Origin of the sequence: Desulfosoma caldarium, assembly GCF_003751385.1 — a bacterium.
Lineage (GTDB): Bacteria > Desulfobacterota > Syntrophobacteria > Syntrophobacterales > DSM-9756 > Desulfosoma > Desulfosoma caldarium.
In genome coordinates, this window is record NZ_RJVA01000011.1 from 473,142 (window position 1) to 489,832 (window position 16,691).

The following is a 16,691-nucleotide window of genomic DNA, read 5'->3' on the forward strand; positions in this document are numbered from 1 at the left end:
CACGGTTGAGAACAGCTTTTAGGACATGGTTTTACAGGCTGTTTCGGGCCCCGTTCCATTCAAAGATTTTGAACAGCAGCAGCATCTTTTCGAAGTGCTCCACCGTGAGTTTGTCGTTGAGGCTGTAAAGGGGATGAGCCACGGCGTGAAGAATTCTTTGCTCATTCAGGTAGAGGACCAATGCATAGATGTTTTCCCTCAGCTTCTGAATATCTGTGTGCTGCTCTTCCGAGATGTCGTAAGCCAACACATGCACCTTGCAGCCGTCTTCGGGAAAATAGGTCGTGATTTCTTCACTGATAAAGACGTCGGGCAGGTGGGCGATTTCCAGCGCACCCTGAATCGTGTTGTGGTCCGTGACGGTGACCAGATCCATGCCCTGAGCCTTGGCAATGCGGTGCACCTCTGCCGGGTTGGTGAAGCTTTAGAGGCAGCCGATCCTTTGCAGAATCCATTGGGACATTGGGACGGCCGGGTGGAAAATCGAGAATGCACATGCAGGTCCGCTTTCATAGGTCTTCCTCGCTTGTCAAAGTTGTCAATTCATGCCGATTGTGACACGGACATATTGTGGTTCTGTCTCGGTGCCGTGACGATGGGGTGAAAAAGAAGCGAAGAATGGACCCGTTTGCATGAAAAGGCGCGCGGGGAAAGCTAGCCACCGTGGCGAGGGGGAGGCGCGAAGCGCGATGGGACGGCTTTTTGATGGACCGGCTGTTCCCCCAAAAAAAACGGAACCGAGCACTAAGGGTGGAATGAAAACAGAATGGGTTCGATGAGAGGCCTTACCGTACCCATGGGGTCAAGATGACACGACGGCCGCACTTCATAAAACTTTTAACCTCTCGAGTTCAGAAGGAACCCCACATAGACGAAATACCCCAGGGCCAGGGCGCCGCCTTCCAAGCGATTGACGCGGCCTTGACGGCCGCTCCACGATCGGCACACGGGCCACAGTGCCAACGTGGCCAGAAGCATCACCGGAAAATCACGGTGAAAGGCTTCGGAGGAAACCGTCAGGGGCCGCACCATGGCGGGGATGCCAAGGATACCCAAGGTATTGAAAAGATTGGATCCCACCACGTTGCCCACAGCGATGTCATCTTGTTTCTTGATGGTCCCGACCACCGACGTGGCCAGTTCAGGAAGGCTCGTGCCGAAGGCCACCAGAGTGAGCCCGATGACCAGTTCGCTCACGCCAAATCCTCTGGCCAAGGCCACGCCGCCCCAGACCAAAAAACGGCTGCCTGCCGTGAGGGTCACGAACCCCGCGACAAGAGAGAACAGCGATCTGCCCAGAGGCGGGGTTTGCTCAAGAAGGGTTTTCTCTGCGGCGGCTTGTTGAAGAAGCACATCGGGCGCCGCGTGCTTGGCTTCGGCGATCTCTTTAGCCACAAACAAGACCAGACCCGCCGTCAACAGAAAGCCCTCAAAGCGGCTGAAGATGCCGTTTCGAGCCATGAGCCAGGCAATGACGGAGACGCCGATCAAGAGGGGATATTCTCGACGGACGATGGAACCGTGGACCATGAGGGGGCGAAAAAGGGAAGCAACCCCGAGAATGAGGCCGATATTGGCAATGTTGCTTCCCAGCACGTTCCCGACGGCCACATCGGGGTATCCCATCACGGTGGCGGTGAGGCTCACCAACAGTTCCGGTAGGGATGTGCCAAGAGAAACCACGGTGAGGCCAATGATGATCGGGGAGACACCGAGTCGACGGGCCAGGGCTGCCGCTCCGTCTACGAAGCGGTCGGCGCCCCACACCAAAGCCACAATACCCCCAAGGACGGCCATCACGTGCACGAGCATGAAAGATTCCATCTCCGGTCTTGGACCATTACTTTTTTACCTGTCTGTGGCGGTAATTGACGTAAGCGTCCCTCATGGACACGTAGGGATCCACAGCGGACGCTTTGAAGTCTTCGTATTCCCCCAGGGTCAGCGACGCGCGGTTCACCTGTTGCACCCCCTTGGCCACCCCGTGTTGCTCCCATGACAAGTAACTCAAGGGATCCAGAAAGTAGTCACCGACCAATCCCACGGTGTCTCTCAAGGTGGATGGTCCCAGGACCGGCCACATGAAAAAGATACCATTGCCCAGGCCGTAGCGGCCAAGGGTCTGGCCGAAATCCTCATCATAGGGCTTGAGGCCGAATTCCTGTTGGGCGGGATCGAACAGCCCCCCGACCCCCAAGGTGGTATTGAGGGCAAAACGCGCCAATTCGATGCCGCTTCGCTGAAACTTTAACTGAAGCGCGTTGTTGGCGATGCGAACAGGAGCCATGAGGTTGTCAAAGGCATTGCGAACACACAGGCGCACTCCCGTGGGCACAAAGGTCTTGTACACGGTGGCCAGCGGCTTGAGCACCCAGAAATAGAGCTTGTCATTGAAGTGAAAAAAAAAGCGGTTCAGGGGCCGCAATGGATCTGCTACGGTCAATTGTTCTTCGGCAAATGGATCGTCCATGTAAAACTCGTTTTCCTCAACCTCGGAGGCGGCCCACGCCGCCGGCGTCCCCCAAACGGTTGTCGTCCACGGGAATGAAATCCTTATGCTACTTCCCACCGTACTGAGAAAAGTCAGCATGCCCAGCAACATGCCGAGCCGCACCCATCTTCCTTTGCATTTCATGGTGTCCTCCTTCGCCCCATAAGAAGTTCATCGTCCGCCATTAAAGTCGTCCTCGGCGAGTCTTGTCAACGACTAAGGGTGCTTTTGCAATGGGCGGCCTTTATGTTATGTGACAACAACAACGCGCGGGCTTTTGGGCTCGACACGATGGATTTCCCGGAGGACGGGTGAATGGATGAGAGGATCTTTACCGACGCGGATCTGAAACAAATGCAGGAGTTGGGGATCTCCTTGTGGGAAGTGGAACGGCAATTGGCCCTTTTTGAAAGGAGAAAGATTACCCTTGAGCTCCACCGGCCGTGCACTGTAGGGGATGGCATCTTCAGGGTGGATGCCCATATGGTCGAGATGTGTGAAGATGCCTACAAGAAAGGTCTTCAAAGAGGGCGTTTCATAAAATTCGTGCCGGCGTCCGGAGCGGCCACGCGCATGTTTCAGGATCTTTACGCCGTGCTGGGCCGGAATCCGGTTCCCGATCTGCCGAGCCTCGAAGAACAGGCGGGCTCCGGGGATGCCTCGGCGCAAAGGGTGCGGACCTTTTTCGCCCATGTGCGCCGCTTTCCTTTTGTCGACGCCTGGCGGGACGCCATGGCGCAATTGGGAGCCGATCTGGACGCGGACCTTCAGGCCGGAAGAATCGACAGAGCCCTTCGGGTTTTACTGACTCCGCAAGGGCTGGATTTGGGGCGCCTTCCCAAGGCGCTCATTCCCTTTCACCGCTACGACGACGGGCCGCGCACAGCCCTGGAAGAACACCTCGCGGAAGCCGCAGGGTACGTGCGCATGCCCAACGGCCTGTGTCCCCTTCACTTCACCGTGAGTCCCGAACACGAAGAGCGCTTCCTGCAACACATCGCGGAGGTGCGACCTCGTCACGAAGCCCTGTGGGATTGTTCCTTTCAGATCACTTTGTCCCAACAAAGTTCCGCTACAGACACCATCGCCGTCGATGAAAACAACCGGCCGTTTCGAGACGCTTCAGGCCGACTGTTGTTTCGGCCCGCAGGCCACGGTGCTTTACTTCAGAACCTGAACCGGCTCCAAGGTGACCTCATTTTTATCAAGAACATCGACAACGTGGTGCCCGATGCGCTCAAGGACGAAACATGGCGATGGAAAAGGATTTTGGGCGGATTCCTCATTATCATTCAGGAACGCATTCATCGGCATATCAAGGCGCTGCGCCACAAGTTGTCGTCGGAAACGGTGGATCAGGCGCGGCGCTTTATTCAGACAACCTTTTGGGGAGGCACCTGTGCCATCGGAGGGGCTTTAGTGGCGCAAAGGGATCTGCTCCTGCATGTGCTCGACCGGCCCATTCGCGTCTGCGGTATGGTGCGCAATGTGGGAGAACCCGGTGGAGGGCCTTTCTGGGTCTGGGATCGGGAAGGGCGCCTCACCTGCCAGATCGTGGAAAAGGCGCAAGTGGACATGAGTGACCCAAAGCAGCGGGCGGTGTGGGAACGCGCGACCCACTTCAACCCGGTGGATTTGGTGTGCGCCGTGCGCGATGCGGACGGCAATCCCTACGACCTCATGCGCTATCGAGACCCGGATGCCGTCATCATCACCACAAAATCCCAAAACGGCCGTCCCCTCAAGGCCCTGGAATTACCCGGGCTATGGAACGGGTCCATGGCCATGTGGAACACAATTTTTGTGGAAGTGCCCTCTAAGACTTTCAATCCCGTTAAAACCGTTCTGGACCTGTTGCGGCCGGAACATCAACCCAAGGAGGCTACCGGGGAATGAGCCAATGGCGGCATCCTTGGCTTCAAAGCTTCTTAAGACGCATGACGTGCAGGCATGAACGAAAAATATAGCCTAAAAGAACTTAGAGCCCTGCACCAGGTGGCCCGCATGCTGGCCCGCCCCGACGACATCAAGGAACAGTTTCAGGGCGTGCTAGCGGTGCTCAGCGAACAGTTGGGCATGCAGCGCGGCATGATTTCCATTTTGGACCACAAGACCGGCGAAGCCTGGCTGGACGTGGCGCGCGGAGTGGATGTGCATGCGGGCAGCGTCATCTATCGGCCTGGAGAAGGCATTACGGGCAAGGTGGCCCAAACGGGTCGCCCCATGGCCATCGCGGACCTGGGCGAAGAAGCCCATTTTTTGGATCGCACCGGGGCCCGCAAAAAGCTCAACCGCAAGGAACTGGCTTTCTTGTGCGTGCCCATTTTTCATCAAGGGCGCGTGGTGGGTGTCCTTTCCGTGGACAAGCTGAGCCGCGACGTGGAGGATCTGGCTCGAGAAGTCGAACTGCTCAAGGCGGTGGCGGAACTGCTGGGCAAGGTGGTCCATTTTCGTGCCGTGGAAGAAGAAAACCGAAGGCTACGCGGCATGCTGGCCGAGGCGCGCCGGCCCAAAACGCAGATTCTGGGGCGATCCAAGGAAATTCGGGATGTGCTGCTTCTCATCGACCAGGTGGCGGACACCAACACCACGGTGCTGGTTCAAGGCGAAACGGGCACGGGCAAGGAACTGGTAGCCAAAGCCATTCACGACAACAGCTCAAGAGCTTCCGGACCGCTGGTTCGGGTTAATTGCGCCGCCATGCCGGACACGCTTTTAGAAAGCGAATTGTTTGGCCACGAAAAAGGGGCCTTTACCGGTGCGGTGGCGCGGCGCAAGGGCCGATTTGAAGAGGCGCAAGGAGGCACCATCTTTCTCGATGAAGTGGGGGAATTGTCTCCGGTAGCCCAAGCCAAACTGCTGCGCGTGCTGCAGGAAAGGGAATTTCAACCCCTGGGTTCTTCTCGCGTGGTCAAGGTGGATGTGCGGGTGGTGGCCGCCACCAACAAGGACCTGGAGCGGGAAACGGCCCATGGCGGGTTTCGCTCGGACCTCTACTACCGCCTGAACGTTTTTCCCATCTTCCTGCCGCCTCTGCGGGATCGAGGGCCCGACATTTTGCTTCTGGCCGATTATTTCGTCCAAAAATATGCCCAGATTCTGGGCAAGTCCGTCAACCGCATTTCCACGCCGGCCATCGACCTTTTGATGGCCTATCACTGGCCCGGCAACGTGCGTGAACTGGAAAACTGCATCGAACGCGCCGTGGTGCTGGCCACCGGCGATGCCATCGAAGCGCGCCATCTGCCCCCCACACTGCAGATGAAACCCGTGGAACTGCAAAGGCAGTCCCGAGGCAAGCTGGAAGCTCTGGTGGGCGCCTTTGAACGGGACATTCTCCTCGAAGCCCTCAAGGACGCTCGAGGCAACCAGGCCCAAGTGGCCCGGCTTTTGGGAACAACCAAGAGAATCGTCCAGTACAAGATTCGCAAATACGGCATTGACCCTCGGCGTTTCATGGATCGAAGACGTGCCTTCGAAGAGGATACGCAGGCATGATGCGCGGGGGTAGCTGAAAATGCCATAAGCTTTGCCTCCCCAAGAAAAGGCTGCCCTTAAGAAAGGCTGGGGGTGACGATTGGGTTTACGGCCTTTTTGGTGCGCGGGATGGTCGGTTCATGAAAGTGGCTTTGGCTCAAACTAACCCGTTCATCGGCGATTTTTCAGGAAACACTCAAAAAATCGTCGCCATGGCCCGTGAAGCGCGTGGTCGAGGCGCGGATCTGGTGATTTTTCCGGAACTGGCCCTGGTGGGCTATCCGCCTCGAGACCTTTTGGACCGGCCTTCCTTCGTACGTCGAAGCCTCAGCTACTGGAACGCCGTGGCCGAAGCGAGCCGAGATGTGGCGATTCTGTGCGGGGCCGTTGCTGCCAATGAGGAACCTCAAGGAAAGCCTCTTCACAATGTGGCCCTGTTCTTTGAAAACGGCCACTTGAGACACGTGGCCAAAAAGAGGCTATTGCCCACCTATGACGTGTTTGACGAGGACCGCTATTTTGAGCCGGGTCGAGAACCGGCGGTGGTGGTGTGCGGTGGCCGGCGTTTGGGCACCACCATCTGGGAGGACATTTGGACCGAACAGGACTATCTTCCGCGGCCCCTGTACCGCATTGACCCCGTTCGAGAACTGAAGTCCCACGACATTGAAATGCCGATCAACATCGCCGCTTCCCCATACCATCGAGGCAAAGCCGCGTGGGTAGGACAATTGCTGCGCCGCCACGCCATGGCCTGCGCCGTTCCGGTGATTTACGTAAACCAAACGGGTGGCAACGATGAACTCATCTTTCAGGGCCGATCCATGGTCTGGAACCGTCAGGGAGCGTGCGTGGCGCGCGCGGCGGATTTTTCGGAAGACCTGTGCCTCTATGATGTGGACGCCGATGAGGGCGAGTGCCGAAAGGTGTGCGAAGATTCTGTGGAAGAAGTTTTGCACGCTTTGATTTTGGGCCTTCGAGATTACGTGAAAAAGTGCGCCTTTCAAAAGGTGGTGCTGGGTTTGAGCGGCGGCATCGATTCGGCGGTCACCGCATGCGTGGCGCGCCTGGCGTTGGGGGCCAAAAATGTTCTCACCCTGGCCATGCCAGGACCGTTCAACACCGCTGAAAGCCTGGAAGACGCCCAGCAGCTCGCCGCGGCTTTGGAGGTGCCCTGCGCCGTCGTGCCCATTGAAACCCTGTTTCAGGGCACCTGCCAAGTTCTGGAGCCTTTGTCTCACGGGCGCCCTTGGAACACCACGGTAGAGAACGTGCAGGCGCGGCTTCGAGGCCTTCTGCTCATGGCCGTTTCCAACAAGCTGGGCCACATGGTGGTCAACACGGCCAACAAATCCGAACTGGCCGTCGGTTACTGCACCCTGTACGGGGATACGAACGGAGGGCTTTCGGTGCTGGGCGATGTGCCCAAGACTTTGGTCTATGAACTGGCCGCCGCGATCAACCGTCGTTACGGGTGGATTCCTCGGCGCATTTTGGAAAAGCCTCCATCGGCGGAACTGCGGCCCAACCAGACGGACCAGGACACTCTGCCACCTTACGAGGTTCTGGACGGCATACTTGAGGCCTACGTGGAAGAAGGCAAAGCCGTGGACGAAATCTGCGCCATGGGATGGCCGAGGGAAGTGGTGTGGTCGGTGGTGCGCCGCGTGGACAGCAATGAATTCAAAAGGCGCCAGGCGCCTTTGGTGCTGCGCGTCACCACCAAGGCTTTTGGATCCGGGCGGCGCTGGCCCATTGCCCACGGGTATCGAGAGGATGCATGCACATGAAAAAAGTGGAAGCCATCATCAAGCCTTTCAAACTGGACGATGTGAAGGAACACCTCACGGATCTGGGCATCAAGGGCATGACGGTGACGGAAGTGCGGGGATTTGGCCGCCAAAAGGGCCACACGGAAATCTACCGAGGTGCCGAATACGTGGTGGACTTTATTCCCAAGCTCAAGATCGAAGTGGTGGTGAGCGACGATCAGCTGGACGAGGTGCTCGAAGCCATTCAAGCGTCGGCCCGCACGGGGAAAATCGGTGACGGCAAGATTTTCGTGATTCCCGTGGAGGAATGCCTGCGCATTCGCACGGGAGAACGCGGCGAACAGGCGGTGTGAAAGAACGGGCCATGTTTTTCCGTGAAAAACGGGCGGCGGACCGTCCCAAAGCCTGGGCGTGCCTGTAACCTGGGAAAGCGGCGCAAGCCACGATACGGTTTCCTGCCATGGGCGCTTGCACCGCGCCAACCCCACAGGGGGCGCTTACGAGGAAGTTTTTGGCACGTTTCGTTCAACGGTCAAGGCAGCGCACGAGCCTGTCGTGAAATGGATACTTCATGAACTGCGACAATCTGGTGCAACTTCGCAAGGATTTTCAAGAATCGTGTGCCCGTGATGTTCCGGGGGTCATGGCGGCTCGCACCTATGCCACGCGGTTTCTTGAAGAACTTCGCCGGCACATGACCGCATTGGCGGCGGCTTCTGCCGATGGCTGGTGCGCCGCCGCGGTGGGAGGCTTTGGCCGAGGTCAGCTCAGCTTTGCCTCTGACCTGGACCTGGTCTTTCTTCATCGACGCCGCCTGCCGTCCCATTTGGAAGCCTGGATTCGGCAACTGATTCCCAGCCTCTGGGATGCCGGCTTTGAAGTGGGCCACATGGTCACATCCCCCAAGGACTTGAAAAACCTCATGCGACAGGACTTCACTGCTCAGACCACATTCATGGAAGCCGCCCTGGCCGGAGGGGATGCAGAGTTTTACCGCCGATGGCGTAAAGAATTTCTCGCGGGTTTTTCGCAAACCAAGCGCGCCCGGTTTCTGGTAAACCTTCGCGAATATCGAAAGGCCCGCTACAGCCGCTACGGCGAAAGCAGTTACCTTCTGGAACCGCATCTCAAGGAAGGTGTGGGAAGCCTGCGGGACATTCACACCATTCGGTGGATGGGGGTAATGTTCCTGGGCACTCCGTCCGTGTCCGCCCTAAAAGATGCCGGCTGGCTTTCTTCGGAAGAAGCCCTCTGGCTGGAACAGGCGGAAGACTTTTTGTGGCGTGTGCGCCTTCAAATGCATTACCTGAATGGCAAGCGTCAGGACCGGCTTCTCATGGTTGACCAGGAAATCCTGGCTAAACGCCTGGGCTTTTTGGACGGTACGGAAGGCAGCGCCGTGGAAGCCTTTATGCGCCTGTACTATCGACACACGGCCCGCATTCGGCGCATCACCGGCTTTCTTCTGGACCGCCTCAGCCACGAAACTCGAAAGCGGCGCCGTTTTTCCAGGCATCGAAGGACCGTGCTTCCCGGACCGTTTCTTCTGGAAGACAACCACCTGTCCTTCATGGAACCAGAACGCATTCCGGAAAGGCCTGATTGGCTCATGACCCTCTTTTGGGAAGCCGCTAAAAGGGGCGCCCACTTCCATCATCAGACCGGGCGTATTGTTAGGGAAAACCTTTCGGCTGTCACCGACGCCGTGCGGTCTCATCCCGACGTGGTGGCCAAATTCTTTGATATTTTGCTCCATGCCGGCCGGGCCTTTGCGGTGCTGCGCGTCATGATGGAAACGGGATTTCTGCAGGCCTTTATTCCGGAACTGGCGTCGGTGCGCTACCGCGTGCAGCACGACCTCTATCACCTCTACACCGTGGACGAACATTTGCTGCGCACCGTGCGGGAAATGCACCGCCTGGAACAGGGACTGCCGTCACTGGAACCGCAGGTGGATTACCGGCATCTTTTTCAAAACCTTCCACATCGGCGCGTTCTGTACCTGGCCGCCTTGCTGCATGACGTGGGCAAAGGGCAGGGCAAAAACCATTCGGTGCGTGGCGCCGAAATGAGCCGAGCCATTGCGGAGCGCTTGGGTCTGCAGGAGGAAGAAAAGACTTTGCTCGAATTCCTCATTCGGCACCATCTGCTGTTGCCCGAAACGGCATTAAAGCGCGACCTGAGTGACGAAAAACCCATTGTGCGTTGTGCCATGCAGATCGGTAGCCGAACAAAGCTAAAGCTTCTCTACCTTTTAGCCGTGGCGGATTCTCGGGCCACCGGTCCGGGCGCCTGGAACACCTGGCGCGCTTCGCTCATGGACGAACTTTACGGCAAAGTGGATCGCGTCCTTCTGCGCGGCGAATGGCAGGCGGAAGACGTGACCCAAATGGTGGATGCCCTGCAGGCGGAGGTGCTTGCCCTCTGCGATGCAGACCTCAGACCCGCCATAGGGCGCTGGCTGGAAAACCTTTCTTTGCGCTACCTTCTTTCCCAGACGCCCTACGACATGGTGCGCCATTTCGCCATGGAAAGGGAGGTGCCCCACAAGGGGCTCGTTTTGGAAGCCCGTCCCCTGGAAGGGGAACTGTGGCAGGTGACCACGGCCTGCCGGGATCGGCCCGGGCTGTTTGCCACCATCACGGGCGTGCTCTGGCTGCACGGCCTGAACATTCTCTCGGCCGACATCTACACGCGATCTTCAGGCATCGCCTTGGACATTCTCATCGTGGAAGATGTGCCGGACCCTCTACACCCGGAAGAAACATGGCGCCGCGTGCAAAACGACCTCTCCCGTTGCGTTCAGGACCCGGACAACCTCACGGTTCTCACGGCCAAACACCGACCTCCCATGCCTCGAAAATGCGTCTTGGGCCCGAGAAAACCCGACCGCGTGGTGCTGGATGAAAGCGCGTCCGACTTTTACACGGTCATCGAAGTCTACACCTGGGATCGCCCCGGCGTGCTCCATGCCGTCACCCAGACCCTGTACAAACTTGGCCTCACGATTCAGCTTGCCAAAATTTCCACCCCTGGAGCCCAGGTGGTCGACGTCTTTTATGTGACCGATCTGGAGGGGGCCAAGATTCAGGATCCTGAAAAACACCGCCTCATCGAAGAACGTCTTCTGGCCTGCCTGCGCTCCTGGGATGTTCCTCGGGCTAGGGGGGAGGTGTGAATCGTGAATCGTGAATCGTAAATCGTGAATCGTGAATCGTGAATCGTAAATCGTGAATCGTAAATCGTGAATCGTGAATTGTGAGGCGTGAATCGTGAATTGTGAATTGTGAATTGTGAATTGTGAATTGTGAATTGTGAATTGTGAGGCGAAAGGCGTGAATGGTGGGGTGGGGAGGGAAAGTCATGAGAAGGAGGTTTTGGGGTAAGGGGCACGCGTCGGAGAGGGCGAGAAGGCCCGGAGAATGCGCTGTGGGGGCTGGGTGCTGGGCCAAGCCGAGCCGGGTGGGGATGACACGTGACAAAATTGTGCTTCGCAGGCGAGGGCGAGGTTACGAAATGACAATCTTGTCTCATGCTATAGGGCGAAAAGGGCAGGAACGGCGAAAAAAGGGCCGGCTTCAAAACATGGCCTGAAAATTGCCTCGCTCCACGAGGGACGGAAAACTTGACTCACCTTTTACGCAGAAGGAGGACAGTGCATGACCCCCGAGGAAGTTTTAGCATTTGCCAAGGAACACAATGCCCAGATGGTGGATTTACGCTTTCTGGATTTTCCTGGTATTTGGCAGCACTTCACGATGCCCATCCATGAACTTGATGCATCGTCCTTTGAAGACGGCTTCGGTTTCGACGCGTCCAGCATTCGAGGGTGGCAGCCTATCAACGCCAGTGATATGCTGGTCATTCCCGACCCGGACACGGCCGTCATGGACCCTTTCTTTCAGGTGCCCACGCTAACTCTCATCTGCAACATTGTGGATCCGGTGACGAAGGAACGCTACACCCGGGACCCTCGCTACATCGCTCACAAGGCTGAATCGTACCTTCGGTTCACGGGCATCGGCGATACGGCCTATTTCGGTCCGGAGGCGGAATTTTTCATCTTTGATGACATTCGTTACGCGTCTGCGGCCCACTACGGCTACTACTTCATCGATTCCGAGGAAGGCATTTGGAATAGCGGTCGAGAAGAGAATCCCAACCTAGGCTACAAGCCGCGCCACAAAGAAGGCTATTTTCCCGTGCCGCCCACCGACGCGTTGCAGGACATTCGCACGGAAATGGTGCTCATGATGCAGCAGGTAGGGATTGAGGTGGAATGTCACCATCACGAAGTGGCCACGGCGGGTCAAGCGGAAATCGACATGCGTTTTGCGCCCTTGGTCAAGATGGGCGATCAGCTCATGTGGTTTAAGTACATCATCAAAAATGTGGCCCGCAAGCACAAGAAAACCGTGACTTTCATGCCCAAGCCACTTTTTGGGGACAACGGCTCGGGCATGCATACGCACTTGAGTCTCTGGAAGGACGGCACACCCTTGTTTGCCGGAGATCGCTACGCGGGCTTGAGTGAAATGGCGCTGCACGCCGTGGGCGGCATTTTGCGCCATGCGGCGGCCCTGTGCGCCTTCACCAATCCTACGACCAACTCTTACAAGAGGCTGGTGCCCGGCTACGAAGCGCCGGTGAACCTGGCCTATTCCAGCCGAAACCGCAGTGCCTCCATTCGCATTCCCATGTACTCGCCGTCACCCAAGGCGAAACGCATCGAAATTCGCTTTCCCGATCCGTCCTGCAACGGCTACCTCGCCTTCAGTGCCCTGCTCATGGCCGCCCTGGACGGCATCGAAAACCGCATCGATCCCGGCGAACCTTTGGACAAGGACATCTACGCCCTGAGCCCCGAAGAACTGGCCAACGTGCCGTCCACGCCGGGCTCTTTGGAGGAAGCCTTAAAGGCTCTGGAAAACGATCACGACTTTCTGCTCAAAGGCGATGTGTTCACGGAAGACGTCATCGCCAAATGGCTGGAATACAAGCGTTCCAACGAAGTGGACCCGGTGCGGTTGCGCCCGCACCCGTACGAATTCATGCTCTACTTCGACATCTAAACGGCCCGGCCCCTTCCTTTTTAACCGCCATTTCCCTCTTCCGCTGCCCACTCCCCTGCAAGGGGGAGCGGGGGATCTTCACCCGCTTCAGGGACGGCCTTTCGGTCGTCCCGACCCGTTTAGGGCTTGTTCTATACAACTCCAGATGGTGACGGATGCCTCGGTGCCGTGAAGTCCAAGATCTCAGATGCGGGTGGCGGCTTTAAGGGTTTGAACGTAGCGGCCCAAGCGCTCGGGAAGATCCGGCGCCGTCAGGTTTTCTTCGATGAGCCGCTCAAAGGCACTGCCCACCACGGCGCCGTCGGCCGTTCGGCACACGGCGCGCACATGTTCCGGCTGAGAGATGCCAAAGCCAACACAGACCGGAAGGGAGCTCACCTGTTTGAGGCGGGCGGCCGTGGCCGAAACTTCCTGGAGATTCAAGCCGGCGCTTCCCGTGACCCCCGTCATGGAGACGAGATACAGGAATCCGGATGCATCGCTGGCAATGGCGGCCATGCGATCCTGGGGTGTGGTGGGCGCCACGAGCCGAATGAAATCCAAGTGGTTTCCGGACCATTGGTCCAGGAATTCCTTGGATTCTTCCGGAGGCAAATCCACCACGAGCACGGCGTCGGCCCCGCAGCGCACGCTGTGCTCGTAGAATCGTGCCCCTCCCATGGCCAAGATGGGATTGTAGTAACTGAAGATGACCACCGGAATGTCGCTCCACTGGCGCAGCGTTCGGCACATGTCCAGGGTTTTCTCAAGGGTCATGCCGTGCGAGAGTGCGCGGGCCGAGGAACGTTGAATGACAGGGCCGTCGGCCGTAGGGTCGGAAAAGGGAACGCCCAGCTCAAGTATATCCACGCCCGCATCGGTCATGGCTCGAAGCAGGCCGATCGACGTCTCCGGATTCGGATCTCCTGCCGTGACAAAACCCACGAGAGCCCCTTCGTTTTTGTCTTTGAGTGTCTGAAACACCTGTTGCAATCGACGCATGGTTTGCACCTTTCCTAGAGATCCTTGAAGACGATGCCCAAGTCCTTGTCGCCTCGGCCCGAAAGATTAACGATGAGGATGTCATCGGGCGATCCCTGGGCCGCTTCCTTCATGGCGTGCGCCACAGCATGAGCACTTTCCAGAGCCGGAATGATCCCTTCCAGAACAGACAAGGTGCGAAAAGCTTCCAGGGCTTCTTCATCCGTCACGGAAACATAGCGAGCCCGGCCGCTGTCCTTGAGCCACGCATGTTCGGGACCCACGCCCGGGTAATCCAATCCGGCCGAAATGGAATGGGCTTCAAGAATCTGTCCGTGACCATCCTGAAGGACGTAGGACTTGGAACCGTGCAGCACGCCGAGGGATCCGGCACCCAAAGTGGCGGCATGTTTTCCCGTTTCGATGCCTTTGCCGGCGGCTTCCACGCCGATCATGGCCACGGGATCCTGAAGAAATGGATAAAAGAGGCCCATGGCATTGCTGCCGCCCCCCACACAGGCGATGAGCGCCTGGGGAAGGCGGCCTTCTCGATCCAAAATCTGGCGGCGGGCTTCATCGCCGATGACGCGTTGAAAATCCCGAACCATGGTCGGGTACGGATGCGGTCCGGCCACGGATCCAATGACGTAAAAGGTGTCGCGCACGGCACTCACCCAGTAGCGCATGGCTTCGTTCATGGCATCCTTGAGGGTCCCCGTGCCTGAAGCCACGGGAATGACCTGAGCGCCCAACAGTTCCATGCGGCGCACATTGGGGGCTTGGCGTTTCACGTCTTCGGTGCCCATGAAGACGCGGCATTCCATACCAAAAAGGGCAGCCGCCGTAGCGGTGGCTACGCCGTGCTGGCCCGCACCCGTTTCCGCGATGACTTTGGTCTTGCCCATGCGCTGCGCCAACAACACTTGCCCCAGCGTGTTGTTGATCTTGTGGGCGCCGGTGTGGGCCAGGTCTTCCCGTTTGAGATAGATGAGCGCGCCGCCGCAATGGGCGGAAAGGCGCCGCGCTTTGTAAAGGGGCGTAGGACGACCTGCGTAGTCGTGAAGCAGCCTTTGAAAGGATTCGTGAAAAAGAGGGTCCCTTCGCGCGTCGTTGTAGGCCGCTTCCAGTTCCAGTAGCGCCGGCATGAGGGTTTCCGCCACGTAGCGGCCGCCGTAGGGGCCGAAATGGCCTCGAGCGTCCGGCATAGGTTCTTGGACCTGGGGCGTGGATGGGGCTTGGGCGCCAATCACGGCTGAGATTGGATTCATGAGAAGATACCTCCTTGCAGGAGCCGTGGCCTCAAGCGGCGCACGGCGTTGACGAATCGGTTCATTTTTTCCGGATCCTTGCGGCCCGGGCGACTTTCCACTCCGGAACTCACATCCACCCCGGAAGGTTCGGCGGCGCGCACGGCGTCCTCCACGTTTTCCGGGCTCAGTCCTCCGGCAAGGATCATGGGCGCACCCTTCACGGCGCCTCGTGCTTGGCGCCAGTCCCACGCCAACGCGTTGCCTCCGGGGCGCTGCGCGCCGGCGCATTCCACCAAGAAGGCCGAAGGGGCGTAACGGACGTGAGCCTCAACGAGCGGCGCTCGATTGATAAACAGGGCTTTGATGACACGAAGGCCGGCGTCTTGAAGCCGCGCCACATCTTCGGGGGATTCATGGCCGTGCAGTTGCACGGCATGAAGGCCTACCGAACGCGCCCTGGCCAGCACGGCTTCCCACGGCACATCGACAAAAACCCCGACGGCGGCGATATGGGACGACAGTGCCCGCGCGATACTTCGAGCCGTGGCGTCGTCCACAAAACGAGGGCTTTTGGGGTAAAAAACCAGGCCCACCGCCTGAATGTCCAAGGCGCTAGCTGCGCGGGCATCGTCCAGGCATGTGATGCCGCAGATCTTAATGTCCATGGTGGCTTGCTCCCGATTTTGCCCTTGGAGGCGAAACATTTGTCGCCCTAACGTCCCCGGCGGCCACCATGGGTTCGATCAAGCGCCGCACAGCCGTTTCTGGGTTTGAGGCCCGCACGAGGGATTCGCCCACGAGAAAATTGCGAATCCCTGCCGCCACAAGTCGTTCAATGTCTGACCGGTCTCGTATGCCGCTTTCGGCCACCATGATGCAATCCACGGGGATCATCGGGCGCAGGCGAAGGGATGTGTCGAGGGAGGTCTCAAAGGTTTTCAGGTTTCTGTTGTTCACCCCTACAAGGCGGGCACCGCACCGAAGAGCGGTCTCCAGTTCCGCTTCGTCGTGAACTTCCGTAAGAGCGCTGAGGCCCAGGGCATCGCACAGAGCTAAGGCGTCTCGAAGAAAGCCTTCGGGCACCGCCCGCACGATCAAGAGCACGGCATCGGCTTCGCTGACTCGCGCTTCGTAAATTTGGTAGACACTCACCGTAAAGTCCTTGCGAAGCACGGGAAGGCTCACGGCGCTGCGAGCGGCCTTGAGGTCGTCCAGCGATCCGCGGAAAAAAGGGCTGTCGGTCAAGACCGAAAGGGCCGCGGCGCCTCCGCGGGCATAGGCTTGAGCGTACACTGCGGGATTCAAATCAGGGCGAAGCATGCCTTTGGACGGGGAAGCCCGTTTAATTTCGGCAATGATGTGCACGCTTCCGCTTTGAGGCCCAGAATTGTTCTGTCGACCTGCGTAAAGGGCCGAAGCGAACGGGCGGGGTTTGGGCATGGCCTCTGCCAGGCGACGAAGATCCTCGAGGGGCCTTTGGGCTGCGCGAGCGGCCACCTCTCGGCGCTTAACTTCCAAAATTTTAGCCAGTCGATCGCTCATGCATAAAGACTCCGTGAACTGTTCTTCATACGGCCCCCCGTGCATACCGCCGGTCGGGAAACTCCATCGGCATTGCGACGGAGGCTGCGTGCCCTCATCGTTATCTGCTCCGCAGGGCATGTGGGGT

General features: G+C 58.3%; 13 protein-coding genes. 6 read left to right on the top strand and 7 right to left on the bottom strand.

The window, feature by feature from the left end:
- Positions 1–31: 31 nt before the first annotated feature.
- The 3 genes from EDC27_RS16255 to EDC27_RS08050 all read right to left on the bottom strand — a co-directional run bounded on the left by EDC27_RS16255 (position 32) and on the right by EDC27_RS08050 (position 2,635).
- Complete coding sequence (locus EDC27_RS16255) at positions 32–376, bottom strand: PHP domain-containing protein (protein ID WP_211334818.1); 345 nt, start codon at positions 374–376, stop codon at positions 32–34.
- Between the two features lie 461 nt (positions 377–837).
- On the bottom strand, positions 838–1,812 hold the full coding sequence (locus tag EDC27_RS08045) for a calcium/sodium antiporter (protein ID WP_123290155.1): 975 nt from the start codon (positions 1,810–1,812) through the stop codon (positions 838–840).
- A gap of 28 nt (positions 1,813–1,840) precedes the next feature.
- Positions 1,841–2,635 (bottom strand): MlaA family lipoprotein, encoded by a 795-nt coding sequence (locus tag EDC27_RS08050; protein ID WP_123290072.1) that lies wholly within the window; start codon positions 2,633–2,635, stop codon positions 1,841–1,843.
- Positions 2,636–2,806: 171 nt separating this feature from the next.
- Here EDC27_RS08050 and EDC27_RS08055 point away from each other — a divergent pair, with 171 nt between their 5' ends.
- The 6 genes from EDC27_RS08055 (at position 2,807) to glnA (ending at position 12,812) form a co-directional block, all read left to right on the top strand.
- On the top strand, positions 2,807–4,387 hold the full coding sequence (locus EDC27_RS08055; RefSeq protein WP_211334819.1) for a DUF4301 family protein: 1,581 nt from the start codon (positions 2,807–2,809) through the stop codon (positions 4,385–4,387).
- A gap of 54 nt (positions 4,388–4,441) precedes the next feature.
- Complete coding sequence (locus EDC27_RS08060) at positions 4,442–5,989, top strand: sigma-54 interaction domain-containing protein (protein ID WP_123290073.1); 1,548 nt, start codon at positions 4,442–4,444, stop codon at positions 5,987–5,989.
- Between the two features lie 119 nt (positions 5,990–6,108).
- Positions 6,109–7,758, top strand: coding sequence for an NAD+ synthase (locus EDC27_RS08065; RefSeq protein ID WP_123290074.1), 1,650 nt, complete (start codon positions 6,109–6,111; stop codon positions 7,756–7,758).
- Positions 7,755–8,093, top strand: coding sequence for a P-II family nitrogen regulator (locus EDC27_RS08070; protein ID WP_123290075.1), 339 nt, complete (start codon positions 7,755–7,757; stop codon positions 8,091–8,093). The genes EDC27_RS08065 and EDC27_RS08070 overlap by 4 nt, the downstream gene beginning before the upstream one ends.
- 218 nt (positions 8,094–8,311) lie before the next feature.
- Positions 8,312–10,918 (top strand): [protein-PII] uridylyltransferase, encoded by a 2,607-nt coding sequence (glnD, locus tag EDC27_RS08075; protein ID WP_123290076.1) that lies wholly within the window; start codon positions 8,312–8,314, stop codon positions 10,916–10,918.
- Positions 10,919–11,399: 481 nt separating this feature from the next.
- Positions 11,400–12,812 carry a type I glutamate--ammonia ligase gene (gene glnA, locus EDC27_RS08080; protein ID WP_123290077.1) on the top strand — a complete coding sequence of 471 codons (1,413 nt, stop codon included), beginning with the start codon at positions 11,400–11,402 and terminating at the stop codon, positions 12,810–12,812.
- 183 nt (positions 12,813–12,995) lie between these two features.
- Here glnA and trpA read toward each other — a convergent pair whose 3' ends face one another.
- The 4 genes from trpA to trpC are packed head-to-tail and all read right to left on the bottom strand — an operon-like array spanning position 12,996 to position 16,564.
- Positions 12,996–13,793, bottom strand: coding sequence for a tryptophan synthase subunit alpha (trpA, locus tag EDC27_RS08085; RefSeq protein ID WP_123290157.1), 798 nt, complete (start codon positions 13,791–13,793; stop codon positions 12,996–12,998).
- Between the two features lie 14 nt (positions 13,794–13,807).
- Positions 13,808–14,977: a tryptophan synthase subunit beta gene (gene trpB / locus EDC27_RS08090; protein ID WP_123290158.1), complete on the bottom strand. Its 1,170-nt coding sequence runs from the start codon at positions 14,975–14,977 to the stop codon at positions 13,808–13,810.
- A 59-nt stretch (positions 14,978–15,036) separates the two neighbouring features.
- Positions 15,037–15,687, bottom strand: coding sequence for a phosphoribosylanthranilate isomerase (locus tag EDC27_RS08095; RefSeq protein WP_170161695.1), 651 nt, complete (start codon positions 15,685–15,687; stop codon positions 15,037–15,039).
- A complete protein-coding gene (gene trpC / locus EDC27_RS08100; RefSeq protein WP_123290159.1) occupies positions 15,677–16,564 on the bottom strand; it encodes an indole-3-glycerol phosphate synthase TrpC in 888 nt (295 codons plus the stop codon). Before trpC ends, EDC27_RS08095 begins: the two co-directional genes overlap by 11 nt.
- Positions 16,565–16,691 lie beyond the last annotated feature (127 nt).